This window comes from Microbacterium sp. TW_SC_2 (genome assembly GCF_055361165.1).
The window spans coordinates 3201343-3226462 of record NZ_CM143952.1; the positions used below are offsets into that span (position 1 = coordinate 3201343).

Genomic DNA, 25120 nt, shown 5'->3' on the forward strand with positions numbered 1-25120 from the left:
CTCAGCGGTAGAGCAGGTCCGGCGCCACGGCGTCGACCCACTCGGGAACCGCGAAGCGCCCCGGGTCGTTCCACGCACCCGAGGTGATCTGGGCGAATGCACCCCGCACGCCGAACAGCTTCTCGAGCGGCGACCAGTCGGACTCCCCCGGCATCGGCACGAGCGAGCGCTCCTCCAGCGCACCGGGGTGGATTTCCTCGATCAGCGCCAGCAGGCGCGCGCCGGTGTGCACCGGGCGCAGGGCCTCCGCGTCGGTGATGTGCAGGATCACGCCCTCGCACGCCTCGCCGGCGTGGTCGCGCACCAGGGGCGTGAAGCCGTATGGGAGCGCCGCGATGCCGGGGAGCTCCGCCGCGCGGATGGCGGTCGCATAGCGCTCTCCGTCGAGGAACGGCGCGGCGATCACGCGGAACGGGACCGCGGTGCTGCGCCCCTCCGAGACGTTCACGCCCTCCGCCAGGCAGGTGCCCGGGTACAGCAGCGCGGTCGTCGGGCTCGGGAGGTTCGGCGACGGCGGCATCCAGGTGCGCTCTCCGCCACCGACGGGCGCATCGCGGGTCCATCCGTCGACCTCGATCACCTCGAGCTCCACATCGATCCCTCGCGTGCGGACCCAGTGCCGGGCGAGTTCGCCGATCGTCAGCCCGTGCCGGATCGGCATGGCCCACCGGCCGACCAGCGACTGCGCGCCCTCGTCGAGCATCGGCCCCTCGGCTTTGTCGAGGCGCCCGCCGATCGGGTTGGGCCGGTCGAGCACGACCACCGCGACGCCGGCGTCCGCACATGCCTCCAGCACGTGGCTCATGGTCCAGATGTACGTGTAGAAGCGGGCGCCCACGTCGGGCAGGTCGATCAGCATCACGTCGAGGTCGGCGAGATCGCTCGCGGCGGGGCGCACGGCGTCGCCGTAGAGGCTGCGCACCTCCACGCCGGTGACCGGATCGGTGAGATCGCCGACCGCCTCCCCCTCCTTCGCTCGCCCGCTGAGTCCGTGCTCGGGACCGAAGAGTCGGGCGAACTCCCAACCGGTCGCCGCGAGCGGCTGGCGCCCGCGGAGCAGATCGGAGGTCAGGGCGAGATCGTTCGTGACCATGCCGATCCTGCTGCCGAGCAGCCGGGAGAGCAGGTCGGGGCGGATGTCGCGGCGGATCAGGCGGTCGATGCCGAGGTGCATGAGGATCAGTCGATTCTGTGGTCGGTGACGGCGTTGTACGTGCGCTGCAGGTTGTCGGCGATCGTGTCGTAGTCGGCCTGCGCGATGCGGGTGAAGAGGAAGTCGAGCACGGCGAGCTGCGCGATGCGGCTCGCCATGGCGCCCGAGCGGAAGGTCGACTCCGCGACGGCGGTGACGAGCACGAGGCTGCACACCCGCGCGAGCGGCGAGCGGGGGTTGTTCGTGATGGCGATCGTCGTCGCTCCCGCACGCTGGGCGACCTCGGCGGACTGCACGATCTCGAGGGTGCGCCCGGAGTGCGAGATCGCGATCGCGACATCCCGCTCGTCGAGCAGCGCCGCGCCGGTCAGCGCGAGGTGCAGGTCGGTGCGGGCCTGGGCGACGAGACCCGCGCGGTGCAGCTTCTGCTCGAGGTCCTGCGCGGCCAGGCCGCTGGAGGCGGCACCGTAGATGTCGATGCGGCGAGCGCCCCGCACGGCGGTGACGCAGCGCTCGAGCTCGTCGATGTCGATCTGACGCGCCGTGCGCTCGATCGCGGATGCCTCCGCGAAGGCGATCTTGCGGACCGTGGTGATCGCGTCGTCATGGCGGCTCACGTCGCTCTCCGACACCTGGAAGCGCTCACGGTCGGATTCGGTGCGGTCGAGCTCGGTGGCCAGGGCACGGCGGAGCTCGGGGTATCCGGAGAACCCCAGGCTCTGGGTGAAGCGGGCGATGCTCGCGACCGACGTCTCGCAGGCCGCGGCGAGCTGGGTGATCGAGTTGTCGACCGCACTGCGCGGATCGTCCAGCACGTGTTTCGCGATGCGCCGCTCGGTGGGCGTGAGCGCGGACAGGCGCTGGTGGATCGCGGTCATCGCACTGGTGGTCACGTGACCAGAGTGCCAGAGTCACTCACCGAGTGGAAGAAATTTTCAAAAAGGTCTTGAGTTCTTGTAACTAATTCCCCAAAGTAGGGCCAGAGGCTTTCACAGCAGAGGCGTCCCGGTCCGGCCGACGACTCATCCAACCGAGAGGAATCCCATGCGACACCGCACCACCCGACTTGCATTCACCGCAGGTCTCCTCGTCACGGGCGTTGCCATGGCCGGCTGCGCCCCCGCGGCATCCAGTGGCGAGGGCGCCGAGGACGTCACCCTCACGATCTGGTCCTGGCAGGCATCGTCCTCGCCGAAGTGGGAGGCCGTCTTCGACAAGTACGAAGAGTCGCACCCCGGCGTGACCATCGAGTTCGAGGGGTACCAGCCCACCGAGTACAACCAGATCCTGGCCACGGGCCTGGAGGGCAGCGACGGACCCGACATCGCGATGCTGCGCGCCTACGGCGGCATCCAGCCCGCGATCCAGTCCGAGCAGATCGTGCCGATCGACGACATCGTCGACGGACTCGACCAGTTCGACCCCACCGTGCTCCGTGCGGCGCAGGGCAAGGACGACGGCGCGACCTACGGCGTGCCCTTCGCGTACCAGACCATGCAGATGTTCTACAACAAGACGATGTTCGACGAGATGGGCCTGGAAGAGCCCACCGACTGGGACGAGTTCATCGCGCTGCAGGACGAGCTGATGGCCGAGGGCGTCACCCCGATGGCGCTCGGCGCCCGCGAGGACTGGGTGCTGCCGATGTTCCACGACATCGTGGGCTCGGCGAACTACGGCGGCGCCGACTTCGAGGAGAAGGTGCTCAGCGGAGAGGCCGACTTCACCGACCCGGCGTACGTCTCCTCGCTCGAGATCGTCAAGGACATGCAGAAGTACCTCGACAAGAACGTCAACGCGATCGCCGTCGCCGACGCCGTGCTGCAGTTCACCTCCGGCCAGGCGGCGCAGTGGCCCGGCGGATCGTTCGACCTCCCCACGTTCCAGAACTCGGCGCCCGACACCGAGTGGGGCGTGTACGAGGTGCCGCCGGCCCCCGGCAGCGCGCTCGACCACGCGGTGACGCCCGGCTACGCCGACGGCAGCTTCGGCATCAACGCCTCGAGCGACCAGCAGGAGGCGGCGACCGAGCTGCTCAACTGGATGACGACCACCGAGTTCGGTCAGCTCGTCGCGGATGAGGTCGACCAGTTCTCGGCCCTCCCCGGCGTGAAGTACTCCGACCCGCTGATGCAGGAGATGAACGAGCAGTACACCGCCAACCCGGCGCCGTACCTGCTGCTCGTCGACTTCCGCTACGGCGACCCGACCGGCACCGCGGTGCTCGGCCCGGACATCCAGGCGATGTTCCTCGGCGACAAGACGCCGGAGCAGCTCGGATCCGACCTGCAGTCCGGCGTCTCCACCTGGTTCACGCCCGCATCCTGACCGACCGTGGGGGGAGCGCCGTTCGCGGCGCTCCCCCCACGCAGTGAAAGAGACACCATGGCTCTGACCCTCCCCCTCCGCACGGAGAAGACCCGGCGCTCGCGCGCGGGGATCGCTCTGACGACCCCGACCGCTCTGCTGTTCGTCCTCCCGGCCGCGGCGCTGTTCGCGGTGCTCATCCTCTACCCGATGCTCGCCGCGCTCAGCTACTCCTTCTTCGACTGGCAGGGGACCAAGCAGGGCGGATTCGCGGGTGTCGGCAACTACATCACCCTCCTGACCAAGGAGCCCTACGCGTCGGAGCTCTGGAACGCGTTCGGACACAACCTCCTGCTCTTCGTCGGCGCGCTCGTCTTCCAGAACTCGCTCGGCCTCGGCATCGCCACCCTGCTGCACCGCCGCAAGCGCACCAAGCGCTTCTTCCAGACGATCTTCGCGCTGCCCTACCTCGTCAGTCCGATGGTCATCGGCTACCTGTGGTCCCTCATGCTGTCGCCTCTGTTCGGCCCGGTCAACGCGATCCTGCGCGGGGTCGGCCTCGAGGGTCTCGCCCTGCCGTGGCTGGGCGACCCCCAGCTCGCGATCTGGGTCATCGTGCTCGTCAGCGCCTGGCAGTGGATCGGCTTCCCGATCCTGCTGTACGGCGCAGCCCTCGGCGGCATCCCGGAGGAGATCGAGGAGGCCGCAGCCCTCGACGGCGCGACCGCCGGCAAGCGCTTCCGCTACATCACCCTGCCGATGCTCACGCCCACGATCGGCATCATCACCGTGCTGACGTTCATCGGCAGCATGGAGGCCATGGCGATCCCGTTCGCCCTCGCCGGCTCCAACGGCGCGCCCGCCGGATCGACCGACGTGATGATGCTGCTCTTCTACCGCACGGCCTTCGAGTCGGGCAACCCGAACTCGATCGGGGTGTCCTCCGCTCTCGCGACCGTCCTCTTCATCTTCATCATGGTGATCTCGGTCATCATCACCTCCACGATGCGTCGAGCCGAACGAAAGATGTTCTGATGAGCACCGCCACCGCACCCCGCACCGAGCCGACCACCGAGGCCATCGTGTCCGGCGCCCGGCCGGACGCCCCCCGCCGCCGCCGGACGAGCCGCACCTCGGACACGCCGTTCATCGGACGCCTGTTCGCGAACGTGTTCCTCTGGGGCTACGCGATCGTCGCCATCGGCCCGCTGCTGCTCATGGTCAACAACTCCCTGCGCACGCAGCAGCAGATCGCGACCGAGCCGCTCGGGCTGCCGGTCCCGCCGACGTTCACGAGCTTCCAGAGCGCGTGGATCACGGCCTCCTTCGACACCTACTTCCTCAACTCGATCACGGTCACGGTCGGCTCGGTCATCGTCACGACCGTCGTGTCGGTGCTCGCCGCGTACGCGTTCGCACGGGCTCGGGCGAAGTTCTTCCGTGGCATCGAGGCGGTCTTCCTGTCCGGTCTCATGCTGCCGGTGCACCTCGCGATCCTGCCGCTGTTCTACCTGCTCGACTCGCTCAAGATGACCAGCAACGTGTTCAGCCTGATCCTCGTCTACGGCGCCCTCGGCATCCCGTTCACGACCTTCGTGCTGACGGTGTTCTTCCGGGCGCTGCCGATCGAGCTGGAGGAGGCGGCCCGCATCGACGGCGCCGGCCCCTTCCGCACCTTCCTGCAGATCCTGCTGCCGCTCGTGCGTCCGGCGCTCGCGACCGTGATCGTGTTCCGCTTCGTGCCGGTGTGGAACGACTTCTTCTACCCGCTGATCCTGCTGCGCGACCGCGACTCGTACACGCTGCCGGTCGGACTCACCCGCTTCTTCGGCGAGTACTCGACCGACTGGCCGCAGCTGTTCGCCGGGCTCACGATCGCCACGATCCCGCTGATCGTGCTGTTCCTGCTCGCGACCAAGCAGATCATCAACGGGCTCACGTCCGGCATGAGCAAGTGAGCGCCCGGTGGTGAACGGCGCCCCCGGCTCCGCCTGGGCGTCGCTGCGCAGCACCGGGGCGACGGATGCCGAGGAGCCGACGCTCCTCGGCACGCCGGCGCACGGCGACCCCACGCCGTTGCGCACGGAGCACCTGTTCGACCTCGCCTCGCTCACGAAGGTGTTCACGACCGTCGCCGCGCTGCGGCTCGTGGAGTCCGGCGCCCTCGACCTCGACGCCCCGGTCGCGCGGGCGATGCGCGTCGGGGCCGGGGAGCAGGCCGAGCGCATCACGCTGCGGCATCTGCTGACCCACACCTCCGGGCTCCCCGCCGAGGGGCGTGCCTGGCGCACCGGGCTCACCGGGGAGGAGCTGCGCGCCGCCGTGCTGCGCACGCCGCTGCGCGCGGAGCCGGGTGAGACGCACCTCTACTCCGACGTGGGATTCATCGCCGTGGGTGAGCTGCTGGAGCGCGTCTCCGGTCGCTCGCTCGCCGAGCTCGTCGCGGAGGCCGCCGACCTGCTGGGGGCGACCACCCTGACCTGGACCCCGTCGGCCGAGCTGTCGGTGGCGACCGAGGTGCAGCCGCATCGCGGACTCGTGCGCGGCGAGGTGCACGACGAGCTGGCGCACGCGCTCGCCCGCCCGGCCGGACACGCGGGACTCTTCGGCACGCTGCACGACGTCGCCGCCCTCGCGCGGGCGATCCGCGACGACGGCGTGGGTTCCCGCGGGCGTGTGCTGTCAAGCGGGAGCATCCACCTCCTGACGACGCCCGCCGCGACCGCGACCGGGTACGAGCAGGCGGTCGGCCTGCGGGTGCGCGACGCGAGCTGGATGGGAGAGGTGGATGCCGTCGGCCACACCGGGTTCACCGGCACGTGTCTCGCGGTGGTGCCGGCGACGGGCGCCTTCGGCGTCCTGCTCACGAACCGCGTGCACCCGTCGCGCGAGGATGCCGACCTCGCCGCCGTGCGCCGGGAGTTCGTGCGATCGCTCGACGACGCCCGCCCTCAGGGACGCACGACCCCGTAGCGCAGGAACATCACGCCGCCCGAGAAGCGACGCTCCTCGAGCAGTTCGAGCTCGACGCTCACGTCGTCGGGGAAGAAGCGGATGCCGCCGCCGACGATGCCCGGTCCGATGAACAGCTGGAACTCGTCGACGAGGCCGGCGCGGATGGCATGGGCGGCGAGTGTCGGCCCGTCGATCGAGAAGTCATGGTCCGACTCGGCCTTCCAGCGGGCCACTTCGTCCGCGTCGAACTCCCGCTCGATGCGGGTGCGGGCGCTGGAGACCTCCATCAGCGTCCTGGAGAACACGACCTTGTCGGCCTGCTGCCAGCCGAGGGCGTAGTCGATGCCGATCTGCTCCTGGTCGGGCTCGAGATGCGCGGTCTCCCAGTAGACCATCGTCTCGTACATGCGCCGCCCGTAGAGATAGGTCTTCACGTCGGCGAAGTGCTGGTTGATGAAGTCGTGGAGTTCGGGGTCGATCGCCCAGTCGAACCCTCCGTGCGGTCCGGTGACGTACCCGTCGAGCGACGTGATCATGGAGTAGATGAGGCGCGCCATGCCCTGACGGTACTCCGGGCGCTCCGCGAGCGGAAGGGCTCGTGGGCGGGGCCGCTTCAGCCCCGATTCAGCGTCGGACCGCCACACTGGAGGAATGCGGATCCTGGTGGTGGACGACGAGGTGCGCCTCGCCGACGGCGTGCGCCGGGGGCTCGAGGCCGAGGGCTTCGCCGTGGACGTCGCCCACAACGGCACCGACGGACTCTGGCGCGCGCGCGAGACGCGGTACGACGCGATCGTGCTCGACCTCATGATGCCCGGCATGAGCGGCTGGAAGGTGTGCGAGGCGCTGCGCGCCGAGGAGAACTGGACGCCGGTCCTCATGCTCACGGCCAAGGACGGCGAGTGGGATCAGGTCGAGGCGCTCGAGACGGGCGCCGACGACTACGTCACCAAGCCCTTCTCGTTCGCGATCCTCGTCGCCCGCATCCGCGCGCTGATCCGGCGCGGCGCCATCGCGCGTCCCGTGGTGCTCGAGGCCGGCGATCTGCGCCTCGATCCGGCGGCGCACCGCGTGTGGCGGGGCGAGGTGCCGATCACCCTGACCGCCCGCGAGTTCTCGGTGCTGGAGCACCTCCTGCGGCACCGCGGTCAGGTGATCTCGAAGCGAGCGCTGATCGAGGGGGTCTGGGACGACGACTTCGACGGCGACCCGAACATCGTCGAGGTCTACGTCGGGCACCTGCGTCGCAAGCTCGACAAGCCCTTCGGACGCGAGGCGATCGAGACGATCCGCGGCGCCGGGTACCGTCTGGCGGCCGACGGTGGCTAGGCGCGGGTGGCGTTCGGTGCGGGCGCGCACCACGCTGGGCGCCACGCTCGTCGTCGCGATCGCACTGCTCGTCGGCGCCGTCTCGTTCTACGGCGTGCTGAGTGCGAGCGTGCACGGCAGCACGGAGCGCGCAGCGGAGCAGCGCCTCGAACAGCTCGGCGAGCGCCTGGGCGGTCCGGATCGCCGCGAGCTCGGCTCGCTCGACGACGAGATCGTGCAGATCATCGGACGCGGCGGCGAGGTCCGCGCCGCGAGTGAAGAGGCCAGGGATGCGCGGGGGTCGACGCCGCTGCCCGTCTCCGACGATCCGCAGACGATCGACATCGACGGCGAGCCCTGGCTGGTCGTGTCGGATGAGGCCGACGACGACCAGACGATCGTGCTCGCGGTGTCGGCCGAGAACGACGCCGAGACGCTGTCGACGGTCGCGCTCCTGCTCGCCGTGGCACTCCCGCTGCTGCTGCTGCTCGTCGCCGCCACGACCTGGCTGGTCACGGGCCGGGCACTGCGACCGGTCACGCGCATCCGCGCCGAGGTCGAGGGCATCACCGCCGAGCATCTGGACCGCCGCGTGGCCGTGCCCGACTCGGCGGACGAGATCGCGGCGCTGGCCACCACCATGAACGGCATGCTCGACCGGCTCGACGCCTCGGCCACGGCACAGCGGCGGTTCGTGTCGGATGCCTCGCACGAGCTGCGCTCCCCGCTCGCCACGATCCGCCAGCACGCCGAGCTCGCCCAGGCGCACCCCGGGGCCACGAGCATCGGCGAGCTCGCCGAGATCGTCTCGGACGAGGGCCTGCGCCTGCAGGGCATCATGGAGTCGCTGCTGCTGCTCGCCCGTCTCGATGAGGGAGCGGGAACGCTGGTCGAGGCGATCGACCTCGACGACCTCGCCCTCGCCGAGGTGCGCAGGCTCCGCGCGGCCGGGATCGAGGTCGACGGCTCCGGCATCCGGGCGGCACGCGTCGACGGCGATCCGCGCCTGCTCGGCCAGCTGCTGCGCAACCTCGCCGACAATGCCGCGCGGCACAGCGCCGGTCGTGTCGCGATCGGGGTGACGCCCGCGGAGGGCTGGGTGTTCCTGACCGTGGAGGATGACGGCGCGGGGGTTCCCCCCGGGGAGCGCGAGCGGATCTTCGAGCGCTTCGTGCGGCTCGACGAGGCACGCAGCCGCGACGCGGGCGGCAGCGGGCTGGGGCTGGCGATCGTGCGGGGGATCGCCGCCGCGAGCGCGGGCACGGTCGTCGTCGACGACTCCCGCTGGGGTGGGGCACGGTTCGTGGTGACCCTGCCGGCGTCCACCGCCTGATCAGACCGCCCGATCAGACCGCCCGAACGCGCGGGAGCGCGGCATCCTGCTCTTCCTGAAGATGCCTTCAGGACGCTTCAGGATGGCTTCAGCGGTGGCGCGAGACGATCCTTGCATGGACGACAAGACACCCACTCCCGACCAGACCCCCGAGCACGTCAACAGTCACACTCCGGATGCCCCGACCGTGCCCGTCGCTCCGGCCCCCGATGCCGCGACCGGCGCCGCCCCCGCAGCGGCCGCACCCGCCGCCGCTCCGGCTGCGCAGCCCGCGAAGCCGGGCCGCAAGCGCGCCCTCCTGATCGGTGGCGGCATCGCCGCGGCCGTGATCCTCGCCGGCGGAGGCGTCGCCGTCGGAGCGGCGATCGGCGACGAGTTCGGCGATGACGACGACCGCCCCGGCATGTCGCAGGGCGCGCACGACGACGACGACCGCGAGGGCCCGCGCGGCGACGACCGCGGCGAGGACCGGGGCGAGGGTCCCGGCGACGGCCAGGGCGGCCCGGCGAACGGCGGCGGCCCCGTGACCGGGATCGGCACCGCATCCGCCGACGAGCTCGTCGACATCGCGGCGGCCGCGCGGGAAGCGGCGGAGGGCGACGTCACCTCGATCGACGCCAAGCGCGACGGCACCTGGGAGGTGCAGCTGACCGCGGCGAACGGCGACGAGACCGAGGTGCGCGTGGACGCCGAGCTCGCCGGCACCGTGACCTCGACCGACCCGGCCGACGACGACGACACCGGCCCGTCGCTCGTTCTCGATGACGCGACCATCCGCTCGCTCGTGGAGGCCGCCCTGGCCGAAGCCGACGGCATGATCACGGACCTCGATGTGGACTCCGACGACGTCAGCCCCTACGACGCCTCGGTGCTCACGAGCGACAACCGCTCGATCGACATCGACTTCGGGGCGGACTTCGCCGTCGTCGGCACCGACAGCGACGACTGATCGTGCCCGGAACGGCCCGTCTCGATCGAGGCGGGCCGTTCGTGCGTGCGGGGGCGGGCGCTCGGGCGGTTAGCATTCAGGGATGAGCAACTCGGCGCGGATCGACGACATCTCCATCGGCGGCGAGATGATCCGCCTCGGACAGTTCCTCAAGTTCTCGGGTCTGCTCGACTCCGGCGGCGACGCCAAGGAGGTCGTGATCGACGGCTATGTGCGTGTGAACGGCGACGTGGACCGGCGCCGCGGCCGTCAGCTGCACGACGGCGACCTGGTCACCTTCGAGGGCCGCACGGTGCGCGTCCGGCCGTAGCGCACCCCCGGTCACCCGGCCCCCTCCCCACCCCCGGATGTTACGGTTGCCACAATCGAAAGGGGTGGGCGATGTCGATCACACCAGCTCCCGCCGCCGGCTCCTCGTCGGCCGGCGCTGTCCGCCTCCCCTCCAGCGGCACGCTGCTCGACACGCTCGACCGGCCGCTGCGCGACCTCCGCATCTCCGTCACCGACCGCTGCAACTTCCGATGCGTGTACTGCATGCCGCGCGCGGTGTTCGGCAAGGACTACGCCTTCCTCGACCGTGATGAGCTGCTCAGCTTCGACGAGATCGAACGGATCGCCCGGATCGCTGCGGCCCACGGTGTGCGCAAGCTGCGCCTCACCGGCGGCGAGCCGCTGCTGCGTGTCGGCATCGAGGACCTCATCGCCCGACTCGCCGCGATCCGGACGCCCGAGGGCCGGAAGCTCGAGATCGCGCTGACCACCAACGGGTCGGCGCTGAAGGTGAAGGCACAGGCGCTGAAGGAGGCCGGGCTCGACCGGCTCACGGTGTCGGTGGATTCCCTCGACGACGAGCTGTTCCAGCGCATGAACGACGTGCGCTTCCCCGTGGCGCGGGTGCTGGAAGGCATCGACGCCGCCCACGACGCCGGCATCGGGCCGATCAAGCTCAACATGGTGGTCAAGCGCGGGCTGAACGACGGCGAGATCGAAGCCATGGCGACCCGGTTCAAGGGCACCCCGTACACGCTGCGCTTCATCGAGTACATGGATGTCGGCACGTCCAACGGCTGGTCGCTCGACGAGGTCGTCTCCTCGGCAGAGATCGTCGAGCGCATCGGCGCCCTGTTCCCCCTCGAGCCCCTCTCCCCGGCATCGACGGGCGAGACCGCCCAGCGGTGGCGCTACGCCGACGGCACGGGTGAGATCGGCGTGATCTCCTCGGTCACCAACGCGTTCTGCGGCACCTGCAACCGTGCCCGCATCTCGACCGAGGGCCGGCTCTTCACCTGCCTGTTCGCGACCGAGGGGCACGATCTGCGCGCCCTGCTGCGCAGCGGGGTCGACGACGAGGAGCTGTCGGCGGCGATGGCGTCGATCTGGGGCGCGCGCGACGACCGCTACTCCGAGATCCGCTCCAGCCTGACGCCCGAGCTGCGCGCCGCACGGCCGCGCATCGAGATGAGCTACATCGGCGGCTGAGCCCGCTCCCTCGTCGCGGAGAGAAGCTCCGCGACGTGACACGATGTCATGCCCTCTCGTGACACCGGCGCACTACGCACGACACGGGCGATGGAGTGCGATGGAGGGATGACAACGCCGCAGATCTCCCTCGACCATCCCGAGCGCGTGCGGTTCTGGCGACGTCCCTTCCGGGTCGTCCGCGAGAACCTGCGCGTGTACCTCCTCCTCAACGCCGGCGCCTACGGTCTCGCCTTCCTCGGCTTCGCGATCGGTCTCGTCTTCCCCGACCTGGTGGCCGCGCGGGCCGCGTCACTGGAGGAGGACGGCACCGGCGAACTGGTGCGCCGGATCTTCGACACACCCCCGCTGTTCGCGCTCACGATCCTCGGGGTGAACCTGTTCCGCCTCAGCGCCCTGACCATCGTGCTGCCCTCGCTGATCGTGCCCTTCGCCGGCCTCGCGTTCTTCGGCCACTGGGCGGTCACGACCGGGATCACGCTGGTACCGAGCTCCGACGTCGCGTGGGTCGCACTCATCCCGCACTCCCTCACGTTCCTGATCGAGCTCCAGGCCTATGTGCTCTTCCTGCTGGGCGCGTATCTCGTCGGGAAGTACTGGCTGTTCCCCCGCACCGCCCAGGCGAAGAACCGGCGCCAGGGATACGTGCGAGGGCTGCGTCAGCTGGGGCTGCTCGCCCTGCCGGCGCTCGCACTGCTCGTCGTCGGTGCCGTGTGGGAGGCCTACTCGCTGCGGTACCTGGTGGGTCCGCTGAGCCAGCTGCTGCTCTGACCGCGCCGGGCGCGGATCGCGTCACGCCGATGGCTGACCGGTCCGCGACATCCGGCGCTCGATCAGGAACATGACGGCGATCGACACGAGTGCCACGACCGCCAGGATGATCGTCAGCAGCGCCAATCCGTCGAACAGCATCCACTCGGCGAAGACACCCCCGAGGATGTTCCCGAGGAGATAGCCGGCGCCCACCACGACCGAGTACACGCCCATGATGAGGCCGCGGTCGCCCCGGAAGTCGGACGAGATGTCGCTGAGGTGGGTGAGCGCCGCGGGCGTGAACCCGGCCTCGAGGAACATGCCGATCACGACCAGGGGCAGGGCGATCGCGAGAGGCAGCCCCCGGTTCGCCAGCAGCAGCCCGACCGAGGCGATGACCGCGCCGAACACGGTGAAGAACAGCGTGGGCACGGTCGGCAGGCGGCCGATGAAGAACGACCACGCGACGATGCAGAGGCTGAACACGAGGACGTAGATCCCGAGCACGGCGGACAGCCCGGCCTCGTTGCCCGCGAAGGCACCGGGGAACAGCTGATCGGGGTCGGTCCGATCGCCCGCGAGCACGAAGGTGATCTGCGAGGTGACCCAGGTGCCGAGGATCGCGTTGACGGCGATCCACGCCGGGAGGAACGCGAGCAGGCGCGGCTGGGCGAGCACGCGGATGCGGTCGAGCACCGTGGCGCTCGCCTTCCGCTGGGCCGGGGTCGGCACGGCGCCCGGGCGGACGAACACGAACACGAGGGCGGCGGCGAGCGCGTAGACGCCCGCCAGCGCGACGAACGCCCACAGTCCCAGGGCCCCGTAGAGCAGCGGACCCGCGACCGCACCGAGCGCGATGCCCCCGGACGACGACAGCTCGTACATGCTCGTGACGCGACCGCGGCGCATGCGGTCGCCGTCGCTCACATCCGCCAGGAGTCCGAGCGTGGCGGGGGCGGAGATGGCCGAGCCTGCGCCGTCGAGAAGTCGCGCGGTTCCCACGATCACGACGACCAGCCCGATCGAGGGGGCCGCCGCGATCAGCGAGGCTCCGGGGGTGAGCAGGATGCCGGCGCCCGCGAGCAGCGGAGCGGCGAGGAGGAAGAGGCGGCGGCCCCGACGGTCGCTCGCGGACCCGGCGATCGGGGCGAGCACGAGTTCCGCGAGGAAGCTGAGACCCGACAGCAGACCGAGCAGCACCGCGCCCACGGGCGCGCCGTCGCGCGACAGGTCGACGAAGTACGCCCCCAGGGCGAGCGCGCCGGCCGCCGATGCCGTGCGCAACAGAAGCTGGGCGACGATCACGGCGGTCGAGCCGCGTCCGGAGATGGTCTGCGGGGCGGCGGGGGCTTCCTTCATGGGTGGTGCACCTCGTCCTCTCACGTGCGGTCACGGGACGGGGTCCGCCTCTGAGGTCCAGTGTATTTTCCGAGACCGCGAACCCCGGCCATTCCGGCCGCGGCGTCGCGAGTGCGTAGGGTGGGAGAGCTGTCGACGAGAGGCCACGGAATGATCGCACGGTTCGAAGAGCTCGACTGGCAGGAGACGCGCATGGGCGAGCTCGTGCTGCGACGCCGCGCCGACCCCGCCACGGCGGAGATGATCTACGAGGTCAAGCTCAAGGACGAGTACCTGATGTCGAGCCTGTTCACCGTCGCCGAGGAGGAACTGGCCCTGCTCGGTCTCGCGGCCGGCTCGGGCGACCATCTGAGCGTCCTCGTCGGCGGGCTCGGGCTCGGCTACACCGCCGTCACCGCGCTCGGGGATGAGCGCGTGGCCCGGCTCGAGGTGATCGACGCGCTCCCCGCGGTGATCGGGTGGCACGAACGGGAGCTCCTGCCGGTGTCGGCCCGGCTCGTGCGCGATGCGCGCACGACGCTGACCCACGACGACTTCTTCGCGGTCATGCGACAGGCTCCGGATGCCGCGGCTCCGCGATACGACGTGATCCTGCTCGACGTCGACCACTCGCCGCGCCACACGCTCGACCCCACGCATGCGGATCTCTACACGGAGGCGGGGCTCACCGCGCTCGCGCGGCATCTGTACGACCGCGGGGTCTTCGCACTGTGGTCCGACGATCCGCCCGACGACGACTTCCTGACCACGCTCGCCGCGGTCTTCGACGACACCCGCGCTCATGTGGTCGACTTCGACAACCGCCTCACGGGCGGGGTGTCGTCGAACACGGTGTACGTCGGGGTTCGTCGCTGAGCGGACCTACCGGCGCGGGTGCTCCCGGAACGGTGCGCCCGAGCCGACACCGAACAGTCCGGCGGCACAGCTCAGCTCCACGGTTTCCTCGTCGACGAGGATCGTGACCTCCTCGGCTCCGACGGGAATGACGGTGACCTCGTCGCGCCACACGCAGGTGACCGTGTCGCCGTCTCGGCGGACGGTGAGCGTGCCCTCCTCGCTCGACCAGACCCGCTCCTCTCCGGCCACCATCGTGCCCGTGGCCATGGCCCCGGCGCCGTCGGGAGACGCCGACGCCGGCGTCCGCACGGCCGGATGCGGCCTCGCCACCAGGGTGTCGCCCTCGAGATGCAGCACGTGCGGCACGCTCAAAGCGCTCGCGCGGCCCGCCGCCTCGTCGAGCGCACCGCGCATCCAGAAGATGAGGCAGGGCTGCCCGTCGCGGTCCCGGAAGAACGACGGTGCGTAATAGCTCTCGCCGTAGGTCAGCCGGCCCCAGTGGGCGGCCTCGAAACGTCCGTCGGTGAACTCCCCCACCGCGTAGACCACGTAGTGCAGCTCATCGTCCTGCCAGACGGATGTCACCATCACGGCGCGTCCGTCGATGCGGAAGATCTGCGGGCATTCCCAGAGCGCACCCGTCCACACCGGGCTTCTGTCGCCCGTGTGTCGTGACGCCGCCAGACCCTCGAACGACCAGTCCCTCAGGTCGTCGGAGACGAAGGAACTCGCCGCCGCTTCTCCGCCCTGCAGCGCGGTGCCCACCAGCATCCGATAGCGACCGGCGTCGCGCATCACGAAGGGGTCGCGGAAGGCGATCAGGTCGAGCGCAGGTGCCTCGACGACCACGTCGCCCTTGCGCCAGGTCGTCCAGTCGTCGTCGACCGGTGCGGCGGTGCGGATCCTGCCGATGCCGAAGTCGGGAATCCGGACCGAGGTGTAGAAGATGGTGGGAACGCCCTCGTCGTCGATCACCAGGGAGCCCGACCAGATGCCGTCGTCGCCGTCGCCGGGCTCCAGGGCGACCGGTTGCTCGGTCCAGGTGACGAGATCGGGCGAGGTCGCGTGCCCCCACCGGCACTCCGGCGCCCACGAGGTGCGCCCGGGCACGTACTGGAAGAACAGGTGGTACTGACCTCGGTGCCAGGTCATGGCCAGCGGGTCGTTCATCCACCCCGACCGCGGGGTGAAGTGCACCTGGGGGCGGGGGCGCTGCGCGTCCGTCGTCATGGGGCGGCTCCTTCTGCGATCACCGTCGATGGCGACCACGTTGCTCAAGTATGGACTTGACAAGACGTTTTGGCAAAACGTATTGTCATTCCAGTCGCTCCAGCGACACGCCTCGGACCCGCCGACGCGTACTCTCGCAATCACGCACTGCCGCACAGAATTGGAGTCGAAGTGATGACGCTTCGTGAACACCGGCACCCGTCTCGCCGGATCCTGCTCGGATCCACCGGGGCGCTCACCGCCCTCCTCGCCGTCACCCTCACCGGGTGCGGTGCCGGTGGGGCACCCGCCGCCTCCGGCGACGATTCGATCACCGTGCTCGTCGAGGCCGGCGGCCACGGCGAGCTGCAGCCCATCGCCGACCAGTTCCAGGAGGACACCGGAACTTCGGTGACCTTCGTCGAACTGCCCTACGACGGTCTCTACAACCGCCTCAACAGCGAGTTCGGCTCCGGGGCGCTGTCCTTCGATGTGGCCGCCCTCGATGCGATCTGGCTGCCCACCTTCGCCGAGGCGCTCACTCCTCTGGACGACATCTTCACCGACGACGTCCAGGCCGACCTCTTCCCCGCGCTGGTCACCGAGGCGCAGGTGGACGGCGCCTTCGTCGGCATGCCCGCCTGGACGAACTCCGAGATCCTCTACTACCGCACCGACCTGTTCGAGGACCCGACTCAGCAGGCTGCCTTCGCGGCGAAGTACGGATACGACCTCGCCCCGCCCACCACGTGGGAGCAGTACGCCGATGCGGCCGAGTTCTTCACCCAGGACTCCGACGGCGACGGACAGGTCGACGTCTACGGCACCGACGTCAAGGGCGCTGTCGAGACGGAGTGGCTGGCGACCCTGTCCCAGACCGGGGCGGCCGACATGGTGGTCGGCGACGACGGCTCCGTCTCGCTCGGCGACGAGGACAGCCTCGAAGCCCTGGACTTCTACACCAGCCTCCTGCCGTACGCGCCATCCGGCGCGGCACAGCTCGACTGGGCCGGTTCGCAGAACCTGTTCAACCAGGGACAGCTGGCGATGATGCGCTTCTGGGCCCACGCGTATAAGCAGATCCCGGCCGATTCGGCGGTCGCCGGCAAGGTGGGCGTCACCACCATGATCGGCGGTCCGGGCGGCGTCGCCGGCGTGCCGGGCGCCTGGTACCTCTCCGTACCCTCGGGCACGAGCAAGCAGGAGAAGGCGATGGAGTTCGTGCAGTACGCCTACGACCACAATGAGCTCTCGGTCGACACCGACCTGGGCCTCGCCTCGCGGATCTCGGTCCTGGAGAGGTACCAGGACGAGCCCGGCTACGAGAACTACAAGCCGCTGATCGAGACGCTGAACGCGAGCGCGACGATCCCCCGGCCGGCCACCCCGCAGTGGCAGGAGATCGTCGACTCCGCCCTGATCCCGATGATCCAGAAGGCCGTCGTGCCCGGAGCCGACAACCAGAAGCTGCTGGACGACGCCAAGGCTCAGGTGCAGTCCATCATCGGCGACTGACCGGTACGCCTGCAGCGCTCCGCCCCGCGGAGCGCTGCAGGCCGCCCTGTCCTCCACCTCACAGAAAGTCACCTCGTGCGCCTCACCGATCGCCGGTTCGCGTTCTTCCTGATGCTCCCGGCCACCCTCTTCCTGGCCGTGTTCGTCGCGTGGCCGCTCCTGCAGTTCATCTCGGACTCGTTCTTCGAGATCAGCAAGTTCGCGGGCGGACCGCGCACCTTCGTCGGACTCGACAACTACATCACCGCCCTCACCTCGGGCGACTTCGGCAACGCCGCCTGGCGCACGCTCGTCTACACCGTGATCGTCGTGGTCTTCGAGTTCGTCCTGGGCCTCGCCGTGGCGCTCATCTTCACCGCCCTCGGCGACCGCTCGCGCGTCTTCCGCACGATCTTCCTCTACCCGCTGATGATCGCCCCGATCGTCGCGGGACTGCTCTGGCGCTTCCTGCTCATCGACAACTTCGGCATCGTCAACCAGCTGCTGACCGACGCGCACATCCTGCAGGACCCCGGTCAGATCCAGTGGCTGAGCGACCCCGGCATCGCCCTGTTCTCCGTCGCCCTCCCCGACATCTGGCTGACCACCTCGTTCATCTCATTGGTGCTCTTCGCCGGGCTGCAGAACATCCCCGGTGACGTGATCGAGGCCGCGCGACTCGACGGCGCCCGGTACCCGACCGTCCTCTTCCGGATCATCATCCCGCTGCTGCGGCCCGTGATCGCGGTGGCGCTGATCATCCGCGGTATCGACGCCGCCCGGGCCTTCGACGTCATCCTCATCCAGACCAACGGAGGACCGCAGCAGAGCACCGAGACGATGTCGCTGCTCATCTACCGCACGATGGTGCGCTTCGGCGACCCCGGCCTGGCCAGCGCGATGGGCACCATGTACCTGCTGGCGATGCTGGCCGTGTCGGTCGCCGCCATCCTGCTCATCTGGCGTCCCGGAAGTGAGAACGAACGATGAATGGTCTCGAAACCACCCGCGTCAGCTCCCGCGCGCTCCTCTGGATCGCGCTCGTCATGCTGGTCGTGCTGTACAGCTTCCCGTTCCTGTACATGCTCCTCACCTCGTTCAAGACGCCGTTGGAGACGATCGCCGTCCCCCCGACGGTGCTGCCCTCGCAGTGGACGATCGAGAACTACGTCTCCGCCATCAGCCGTGACGGGGTGATCGCCTCGTTCATCAACAGCGTCGTGACCGCCGTGCTCAGCACGGTCATCTCGTTGATCCTCGCCGTGCCCGCCGCCTACGCGGTCACCCGGTTCCGCACCGGCTACGGGCGCTTCTTCATCGTCGGCGCGCTCGTCATGCGCATGGTGCCGCCCATCGTGATCGGCGTCCCGATGATCGCGATGTTCCGCAACCTCGGGATCGCCGACACCTCGCTCGGCCTGGCGATCGCCCACACCACGATCTCCCTGCCGCTGTCCATCTGGCTGATGTCGAGCTTCTTCGAGGCGGTGCCGGGCGAGCTCGAAGAGGCGGCGAAGATCGACGGCGCCAGTCGGCTCGGCGCTCTCTGGCGCGTGGTGCTTCCCGTGACCGCCGGCGGAGTCGCGGTCACGGCGATCTTCGCCTTCCTCGCCTCGTGGAACGAGTTCCTGTTCGCCCTGCTGCTGACGGCGACCCGCGCGCAGACCACGCCCATCGTGATCGCCAACTTCCAGACGCAGTTCGGGCTGGACTGGGGGGCCATGACCGCGCTCGCCGTGCTCTACTCGCTGCCGGTGATCCTGCTGGCGCTCGTGCTGCAGCGCCACATCGTGGCGGGCCTCACTCTCGGCGCCGTGAAGGGCTGAAATCCACGATCTGCGGGACGGATGATCCCGCACCAGCTAGAAATGAACGGACGACAAGGGGAGACCGTGGCACGGAAAACAGTCGGTATACGAGACGTCGCACGCGAGGCGGGTGTCTCGGTGACCACCGTCTCCCATGTCCTCAACGACGTCGAATCCGCCCGCGCGAGCGATGAGACGCGCGAGCGGGTGCGGGCGACGGCGGCCCGGCTCGGGTACGGCGCCAACCGCATCGCGCGCAGTCTCCGGCGCCAGCAGTCCGAGATGATCGGACTGCTCAGCGAGGAGATCGCCACGACACCCCATGCGGGGCGGATCATCCTCGGGGCTCAGCAGGCCGCACGCGAGCGCGGTCTGACCCTCGTGCTCATCAACACCACCCGCGACGACGACGACATCCAGCGCGACACCGACGCCCTGCTTCGCCAGCAGGTCGACGGCGTTCTCTACGCCACGATGTATCACCGCGAGATCGTGCTGCCGGCGTCGCTGGAGGCGATCCCGACGGTGCTGATCGACTCCGCCTCGGCCGACGGCCGCGTGCCGTCCGTCGTGCCCGACGAAGAGGGCGGCGCCTACGCCGCCGTGCAGGAGCTGACCGATCACGGGCATCGCCGCATCGGCTTCCTCACCAACGCCGAGGACGTGCCGGCGACTCGCGGTCGTCTGGCCGGATATCGGCGAGCCCTCGGCGATGTCGGCGTGGAGTACGACGCAGCGCTCGTCGTCGCCGAGCCCTCCGAGACGCCCGGAGGCTACAAGGCGGCCCGGGAGATCCTGAACAGGCCGGGGAGGCCGACCGCCCTGTTCTGCTACAACGACCGCATGGCCATGGGCGCCTATCGGGCGGCGGCCGAGCTGGGCCTGCGCATCCCGACCGACCTCTCCATCGTGGGCTTCGACAACCAGGAACTGATCGCGGAGGGTCTCTACCCGGCGCTCACCACCGTCGCCCTGCCCCACTTCGAGATGGGCAGGTGGGCGCTCGACGCTCTCGCCGGCCTCATGGACAGCGAGGGCGATCTCGAATCGCGCCCGACCCACCAGCCCGCGGTGCTCTCCTGCCCGCTGGTGCGTCGCCAGTCCGTCGCAGCGCCCGGAGCGGAGAAGGGCGAGACGGATGCCTGAGATCCTCGTGATCGGCGAGGCCCTCGTCGACGTGGTCTCGACGGCGACCGGAACGCAGGCGCACCCCGGCGGAAGCCCGCTCAACGTCGCGGTCGGTCTCGCCCGTCTGGGGGCCGCCGTGACGCTGGCCACCCGCATCGGCACCGACGCGTCCGGGAAGCTGCTCACCGACCATCTTCGCGAAGCCGGAGTGCGACTCGCACCCGACTCGGTCGCGCCTTCCGCGCGCACCTCCTCCGCCACCGCCAGGATTCGGACGGACGGATCCGCGGAGTACGACTTCGACATCACGTGGAACCTCGCCGCTGTTCCCATCCACGGATTCGATGTGCTGCACACCGGTTCCATCGGCGCGCTGCTCGCCCCCGGCGGCCCGAACGTCGCCACCGGTTTCGAGGCGTCCGGGACCGGTGTGCTCCGCTCCTTCGACCCCAACATCCGCCCCTCGGTCATCGGGGCACGCGACGCGGTGCTCCCGCTCGTCGAGCGCTTCGCCCGCACCAGCACGGTCGTGAAGATGAGCGATGAAGACGCCGAATGGCTGCATCCCGAGCTGGATCCGCTCGACGTGACCGCCCACTACGCCCGCCTCGGAGCGCCGCTCATCGTCATCACCCGAGGCGCGGAAGGGAGCCTCCTCCGCTGCGGTGCGGAGACCTCGTCCCTGCCGCCGACGCCCGCCCGGGTCGTCGACACCATCGGGGCCGGCGACTCGTACATGGCCGGCCTCCTCCACCGGCTGTCCACCACCGTCACGGCGGATGCGCTGTCGATCGTGGGCCTCTCGCTGCGGGACGCCGAGGACGCCTGTCGCTTCGCGGCGGCCTGCGCTGCGGTGACGGTCAGCCGCGCAGGAGCCGATCTGCCCCACCGAGACGAGGTCGTGGACCCCGCACCGATCCGATACGAAGGCGAACCCCGATGACCCACTCCACCCGCTACGACGTCACGACCTGGCCGGTCGGCGACCCCGTCGACGACATCGGCGAGGTGATCAACAGCATCATCGCCGACGTGAAGGCGCGACAGACGGGCCTCGACGACCCTCGCGGTTCCCGGCCCGGTGCGGTGATCGTCCTCCCCCCGGGGAACTACCGCCTGCGCACCCAGGTGGTCATCGACATCAGCTTCCTGCGGATCGAGGGGGCGGGTCACGGCTTCACCTCGTCGAGCATCCGCTTCAACGTGCCCGAGGAGGAGTGGCCGGATCTGCACGAGCTGTGGCCGGGAGGCAGCCGGATCCTCGTCGACCTCGCCCCCGGCGACGGCATCGACGCCTCCGCGGGGGCGGCCTTCCTGGTCGAACGCGCCGGGAGTCCCCGGATCAGCTCCGTCGAGTTCGCGGACTTCTGCATCGACGGGCTGCACTTCACCGACGACGGATCAGGGCGCCACCCGGAGAACACCTATGTCAACGGCAAGACCGGGATCCATGTCGCGAGCGCGAACGACTCCTTCCGGGTGAACGGCATGGGGTTCATCTACCTCGAGCACGCGCTCACCGTCCACAACGCGGATGCGCTGTCCCTGCACGACAACTTCATCGCGGAATGCGGAAGCTGCATCGAGCTGCGCGGGTGGGGCCAGGCCTCCAAGATCACCGACAACCTGATCGGCGCGGGCCCCCGCGGACACTCGATCTTCGCCGAGAACCACGGCGGACTCCTGGTCACCGCGAACAACGTCTTCCCTCGTGGCGCGAGCAGCGTCCATTTCCGCGGCGTGACCCGGTCGAGCATCACCGCGAATCGCCTGCACTCGTTCTATCCGGGAATGGTGGTCCTCGACGGCGGCAGTGCGGAGAACCTCGTCTCGTCCAACCACCTCCTGCGCGATCGGGAACCGTGGACCCCGTTCCTCGACGTCGACAACGGACTCGACGATCTCCACGGCGTTCTGCGCATCCTCGGCAGCAACAACTCCGTGATCGGCAACCACATCTCCCACGTCGTCGATTCCGAGAGCATCCGTCCGCGGGGCGCGACGTCGGTGATCATCCGCGTCGCGGAGGGCGACGGCAACTACGTCGCGACCAATCACATCGTGGCGCTGGACGTCCGTGCGACGTCGGACGAGTCCGCCTTCGCCGCCCAGGTGGACGCCCTGCTCACCACCGAGGCATCGGAGGCCCGGGCCGTGACCACCGTCGTGGTCGAGCCGGGCTCGATCCGCAACACGGTGCTCGACTCGGGGCGTGACGAGGAAGTGGACATGGACAGGACCAGGAACGCGTTCCGTCCGCTACCGGAGATGGGCGCCTAGAGCGGTAACCGCGTCGGTGCGCGGCCTCACCGGCCGAGCAGCGCGGGTCGAGTCGGCACACCCGCGATCACCCGCGCGGCCCTCTTGACCCTGTGCCGAGAACAGGGTGCCCAATCGTCGTGCGTCACGACGATGGAGGAAGCATGATGAACCAGACCACCCTGACGGAGCGGATGTCGTCGGAGCCGTTGCTCGTCGAGGACACGCTGCTCCTGCTCTTCCAGCCGGCCTCGGGCACGATCGCGGGCGAGAACACGCTGTTCTACGTCCTCGGAGGGGCGGTGCTCGCCGACCTCGCCCTCGCCGGACGGATCGAGATCGAGCAGAAGAAGCTCTCCGTCCGCGTGCACGCGGTCGGAGACGGCGCGCTGCCGGACACCTTGCTCGATCCGGCCTGGGAGTACATCTCCGAGAAGCCACGGGACGTGCAGTCCGTCCTCGCGGCGGTGGGGCCGGAGCTGCGCGGTCCGGTGATCGATCGGCTCACGGCGCGCGGAGATCTCCATCAGGAGAAGGGCAGGACTCTCGGCATCTTCCCCTCGACGAAGATCTCGCTGGGAAGCGACCGTCGGTCGACCCTGATGGCACCCGTGAAGGCGGCGCTGCTCGAGGGCGACTCCCCCGCCCCGCGCACCGCGGCGAGCGTCGCGCTGCTCTCGGCCAGCGGCACCCTCCCCCAGTTCCATCCCGAGATCCCCTGGAGCGGCGACGTCTACACCCGCGGCAAGGTCCTCGAACAAGGCGACTGGGGTGCCTCGGCCGCAGCGAGCGCGGTGGCCCGCACGATGAACGCAGTCGTGATCAACGCGGTGATCGCCGGCACCGTGCTCCCGCGCCTGTGACCGGGACTCCCCGGCGATCTTGACCCTGTGGTGGGAACAGGGAGTGGACTCTCTCTCACGGACACGGCCGACCAGGTCACCCGGGAGGACACGAGAGGGGCCCACCATGCGCATGCCGACCGACGACCGCATCGATCCGCCGCGGCGGCCCGGCCGACGGACGAGGAGAATCGTGGGCGGAGGGATCGCCGTGGCGGCTGTCACCGTGGTCGCTGTCACCACAGCCCTCCTGATCGGCGATCGGACCGCACGGCCGACGTCGCCGGATGCGGTGTCACCGACGCCCGATGTCGCCGAGCTCGCGGGGACTCTCGCCGATCAGGATCTCGACTGGGGAGAATGCGGATTCCCCGCCGGCGACCCCCTGCCCGAGGTCGACGTGTCGAACGTCGAATGCGCGACGATCGAGGTCCCGAGGGACTGGCTCGACCCCGTCGGCGGGGAGACCTGGGAAGTGCGCATCTCGCGCGCGCAGAACATCGACCCGGCCGACCCCGATGCCACGACGCTGCTCGTCCACGGCGGCGGACCGTTCCCCTCGCTGTCCTTCGCCGCCACGACGCAGCAACGCACACCGGAGCTGCGCGCGACCACCAACTACGTCAGCTTCGACCAGCGCGGACTGGGCACCTCGAGCATCGTCGACTGCGACTACGCCTACGACCCGGACGACGGAGCATCCGCCGCATCCCGCGCGATCGGATCCACCTGTTCGAGCGACCCGGACATGGCCACGATGACGACGGAGCAGGTGGCCTACGACATGGACTTCATCCGTCACCTCCTCGGCGTCGAGACCGTCTCCTACCTCGGGTACTCCTACGGCACGTGGCTCGGGTCGTGGTTCGGCACGCTCTTCCCGGAGAACATCGACCGGATGGTGCTCGACTCGTCGATCGACGCCACGAGTGCGACATACGAGAAGAGCTGGAAGGGGCAGGATGTCGCGATCGATCGTCAGCTCCGGTTGCAGATGATGAACTGGCTCGCACGGAATGACGCGGCGTACGGTCTCGGCTCCGATCCGGAGGCGATCTGGGACCGCTACTTCGCCGCGACGGGTTCCTCCGCGGAGATGGACGACGCGGCGTACATCGTGTGGGCGGCGACCGGAGCCGCGACCGCGCAGTCGAAGCCGGTGGCGTCGGCCTTCGTCGCCGATGTCATCGCGGGGCTCATCGCCGAGGGCGAGTCCGCGCGCGCGGGTGACGCGACCGAGCGCGCGACGCGCGTCATCGACGGCCTGGGCCTGGCACCGGAGGCGAGCGAGGCGATGCTCGCGCAGTTCGCGATCTACGCACCTCCGCCGGCGGCCACGAACGCGGAGGGCGTGGTGGAGGGGACCTTCTCCAGTGCGGATGACTTCCTGCGGTGTGCCGACGGCGAGTGGACGCAGGGCGAGGAGGCCTGGGCCGACTACCGCACCCGCATGACGGACGCGGCACCGTTCAGCGCGCAGCTGCAGCGCTTCGATGAGGTACCGGCGTGCGCGTTCTGGCCCACGGACGTGCGGATGCCCGAGGCGGATGACCGCTTCCCCGAGACGATCGTCGTGCAGAGCGAGCTCGACCCGCTCACCCCCTGGGAACAGGGCGAGACGATGGGCACGGCACTCCCCCACACGAGCCTGATCGCCGTCGACGACGAAGGCGTGCACGGCGTCTTCCCGTACGGGACCGAGGAGGTGGATCGCCCGATCATCGACTTCCTGCTCGGGAACGCCGACCGACCGGAGGGCACCCTGTTCGCCGCCGCGAAGCCCCTTCCTCTCGAGAGCGAGACGTTCTCCGCGTGGGCACCGCTCCCGGGCGGGGATCGCGCCGATCCGGGCTTCACCGACCCGTTCGTCCGAGCGCGGACCGCGGTGCTCGCGGCGCCGGAGGAGTGAGGGCGCGCCGCCCCCTCGCACGGCGTGTGCACGTGTCT

At 69.7% G+C, this 25120-nt stretch carries 24 protein-coding genes; 19 read left to right on the forward strand and 5 right to left on the reverse strand.

What is annotated here, in order from left to right; translation table 11 throughout:
* Position 1: 1 nt before the first annotated feature.
* Both ACWA14_RS15535 and ACWA14_RS15540 read right to left on the reverse strand, forming a co-directional pair.
* Positions 2–1174, reverse strand: a complete 1173-nt coding sequence (locus ACWA14_RS15535; protein WP_463795309.1) for an exo-beta-N-acetylmuramidase NamZ family protein — start codon at positions 1172–1174, stop codon at positions 2–4.
* 5 nt (positions 1175–1179) lie between these two features.
* On the reverse strand, positions 1180–2046 hold the full coding sequence (locus ACWA14_RS15540; protein ID WP_463795310.1) for a MurR/RpiR family transcriptional regulator: 867 nt from the start codon (positions 2044–2046) through the stop codon (positions 1180–1182).
* Between the two features lie 151 nt (positions 2047–2197).
* Between ACWA14_RS15540 and ACWA14_RS15545 the strand changes: the two genes are divergently transcribed.
* Genes ACWA14_RS15545 through ACWA14_RS15560 form a run of 4 tightly spaced genes read left to right on the forward strand, consistent with a single transcriptional unit; the run spans position 2198 to position 6433 of the window.
* A complete protein-coding gene (locus ACWA14_RS15545) occupies positions 2198–3481 on the forward strand; it encodes an ABC transporter substrate-binding protein (protein WP_463795311.1) in 1284 nt (427 codons plus the stop codon).
* Positions 3482–3538: 57 nt separating this feature from the next.
* Complete coding sequence (locus ACWA14_RS15550; RefSeq protein WP_463795312.1) at positions 3539–4495, forward strand: carbohydrate ABC transporter permease; 957 nt, start codon at positions 3539–3541, stop codon at positions 4493–4495.
* The gene (locus ACWA14_RS15555) at positions 4495–5418 is read left to right on the forward strand and encodes a carbohydrate ABC transporter permease (protein WP_463795313.1); all 924 of its coding nucleotides are present in this window, start codon (positions 4495–4497) and stop codon (positions 5416–5418) included. The genes ACWA14_RS15550 and ACWA14_RS15555 overlap by 1 nt, the downstream gene beginning before the upstream one ends.
* A 7-nt stretch (positions 5419–5425) precedes the next feature.
* Positions 5426–6433, forward strand: coding sequence for a serine hydrolase domain-containing protein (locus ACWA14_RS15560; RefSeq protein ID WP_463795314.1), 1008 nt, complete (start codon positions 5426–5428; stop codon positions 6431–6433).
* On the opposite strand, the gene ACWA14_RS15565 is transcribed toward ACWA14_RS15560, so the two are convergent.
* Complete coding sequence (locus ACWA14_RS15565) at positions 6412–6972, reverse strand: dihydrofolate reductase family protein (RefSeq protein WP_463795315.1); 561 nt, start codon at positions 6970–6972, stop codon at positions 6412–6414. The genes ACWA14_RS15560 and ACWA14_RS15565 overlap by 22 nt on opposite strands.
* A gap of 94 nt (positions 6973–7066) precedes the next feature.
* Here ACWA14_RS15565 and ACWA14_RS15570 point away from each other — a divergent pair, with 94 nt between their 5' ends.
* The 6 genes from ACWA14_RS15570 to ACWA14_RS15595 all read left to right on the forward strand — a co-directional run bounded on the left by ACWA14_RS15570 (position 7067) and on the right by ACWA14_RS15595 (position 12255).
* The gene (locus ACWA14_RS15570) at positions 7067–7744 is read left to right on the forward strand and encodes a response regulator transcription factor (protein WP_463795316.1); all 678 of its coding nucleotides are present in this window, start codon (positions 7067–7069) and stop codon (positions 7742–7744) included.
* Positions 7737–9056 (forward strand): HAMP domain-containing sensor histidine kinase, encoded by a 1320-nt coding sequence (locus ACWA14_RS15575; protein WP_463795317.1) that lies wholly within the window; start codon positions 7737–7739, stop codon positions 9054–9056. The genes ACWA14_RS15570 and ACWA14_RS15575 overlap by 8 nt, the downstream gene beginning before the upstream one ends.
* A gap of 115 nt (positions 9057–9171) precedes the next feature.
* Positions 9172–10005, forward strand: a complete 834-nt coding sequence (locus tag ACWA14_RS15580; RefSeq protein ID WP_463795318.1) for a hypothetical protein — start codon at positions 9172–9174, stop codon at positions 10003–10005.
* An 82-nt stretch (positions 10006–10087) separates the two neighbouring features.
* The gene (locus ACWA14_RS15585; RefSeq protein WP_463795319.1) at positions 10088–10315 is read left to right on the forward strand and encodes an RNA-binding S4 domain-containing protein; all 228 of its coding nucleotides are present in this window, start codon (positions 10088–10090) and stop codon (positions 10313–10315) included.
* 71 nt (positions 10316–10386) lie between these two features.
* Positions 10387–11484, forward strand: coding sequence for a GTP 3',8-cyclase MoaA (gene moaA, locus ACWA14_RS15590; protein WP_463795320.1), 1098 nt, complete (start codon positions 10387–10389; stop codon positions 11482–11484).
* 108 nt (positions 11485–11592) lie between these two features.
* The gene (locus ACWA14_RS15595) at positions 11593–12255 is read left to right on the forward strand and encodes a hypothetical protein (RefSeq protein WP_463795321.1); all 663 of its coding nucleotides are present in this window, start codon (positions 11593–11595) and stop codon (positions 12253–12255) included.
* A 21-nt stretch (positions 12256–12276) separates the two neighbouring features.
* Here the strand turns inward: ACWA14_RS15595 and ACWA14_RS15600 are convergent, their stop codons facing one another.
* Positions 12277–13596: an MFS transporter gene (locus ACWA14_RS15600; RefSeq protein WP_463795322.1), complete on the reverse strand. Its 1320-nt coding sequence runs from the start codon at positions 13594–13596 to the stop codon at positions 12277–12279.
* Positions 13597–13746: 150 nt separating this feature from the next.
* Between ACWA14_RS15600 and ACWA14_RS15605 the strand changes: the two genes are divergently transcribed.
* Positions 13747–14451, forward strand: coding sequence for a polyamine aminopropyltransferase (locus ACWA14_RS15605; protein ID WP_463795323.1), 705 nt, complete (start codon positions 13747–13749; stop codon positions 14449–14451).
* Positions 14452–14457: 6 nt separating this feature from the next.
* On the opposite strand, the gene ACWA14_RS15610 is transcribed toward ACWA14_RS15605, so the two are convergent.
* Positions 14458–15663 carry a glycoside hydrolase family 32 protein gene (locus tag ACWA14_RS15610; RefSeq protein ID WP_463795324.1) on the reverse strand — a complete coding sequence of 402 codons (1206 nt, stop codon included), beginning with the start codon at positions 15661–15663 and terminating at the stop codon, positions 14458–14460.
* Positions 15664–15837: 174 nt separating this feature from the next.
* Between ACWA14_RS15610 and ACWA14_RS15615 the strand changes: the two genes are divergently transcribed.
* The 8 genes from ACWA14_RS15615 (at position 15838) to ACWA14_RS15650 (ending at position 25082) form a co-directional block, all read left to right on the forward strand.
* Complete coding sequence (locus tag ACWA14_RS15615; protein WP_463795325.1) at positions 15838–17157, forward strand: ABC transporter substrate-binding protein; 1320 nt, start codon at positions 15838–15840, stop codon at positions 17155–17157.
* A gap of 75 nt (positions 17158–17232) precedes the next feature.
* Entirely contained in the window at positions 17233–18126 is an 894-nt protein-coding gene (locus ACWA14_RS15620) for a carbohydrate ABC transporter permease (RefSeq protein ID WP_463795326.1), read from the forward strand.
* Complete coding sequence (locus ACWA14_RS15625; RefSeq protein ID WP_463795327.1) at positions 18123–18962, forward strand: carbohydrate ABC transporter permease; 840 nt, start codon at positions 18123–18125, stop codon at positions 18960–18962. The genes ACWA14_RS15620 and ACWA14_RS15625 overlap by 4 nt, the downstream gene beginning before the upstream one ends.
* A 66-nt stretch (positions 18963–19028) precedes the next feature.
* Complete coding sequence (locus tag ACWA14_RS15630; protein ID WP_463795328.1) at positions 19029–20090, forward strand: LacI family DNA-binding transcriptional regulator; 1062 nt, start codon at positions 19029–19031, stop codon at positions 20088–20090.
* Positions 20083–21015: a carbohydrate kinase family protein gene (locus ACWA14_RS15635; protein ID WP_463795329.1), complete on the forward strand. Its 933-nt coding sequence runs from the start codon at positions 20083–20085 to the stop codon at positions 21013–21015. Before ACWA14_RS15630 ends, ACWA14_RS15635 begins: the two co-directional genes overlap by 8 nt.
* The gene (locus ACWA14_RS15640) at positions 21012–22352 is read left to right on the forward strand and encodes a NosD domain-containing protein (RefSeq protein WP_463795330.1); all 1341 of its coding nucleotides are present in this window, start codon (positions 21012–21014) and stop codon (positions 22350–22352) included. The genes ACWA14_RS15635 and ACWA14_RS15640 overlap by 4 nt, the downstream gene beginning before the upstream one ends.
* Positions 22353–22498: 146 nt before the next feature.
* Complete coding sequence (locus ACWA14_RS15645) at positions 22499–23194, forward strand: GOLPH3/VPS74 family protein (protein ID WP_463795331.1); 696 nt, start codon at positions 22499–22501, stop codon at positions 23192–23194.
* Between the two features lie 106 nt (positions 23195–23300).
* Positions 23301–25082, forward strand: coding sequence for an alpha/beta hydrolase (locus tag ACWA14_RS15650; RefSeq protein WP_463795332.1), 1782 nt, complete (start codon positions 23301–23303; stop codon positions 25080–25082).
* Positions 25083–25120: the final 38 nt, after the last annotated feature.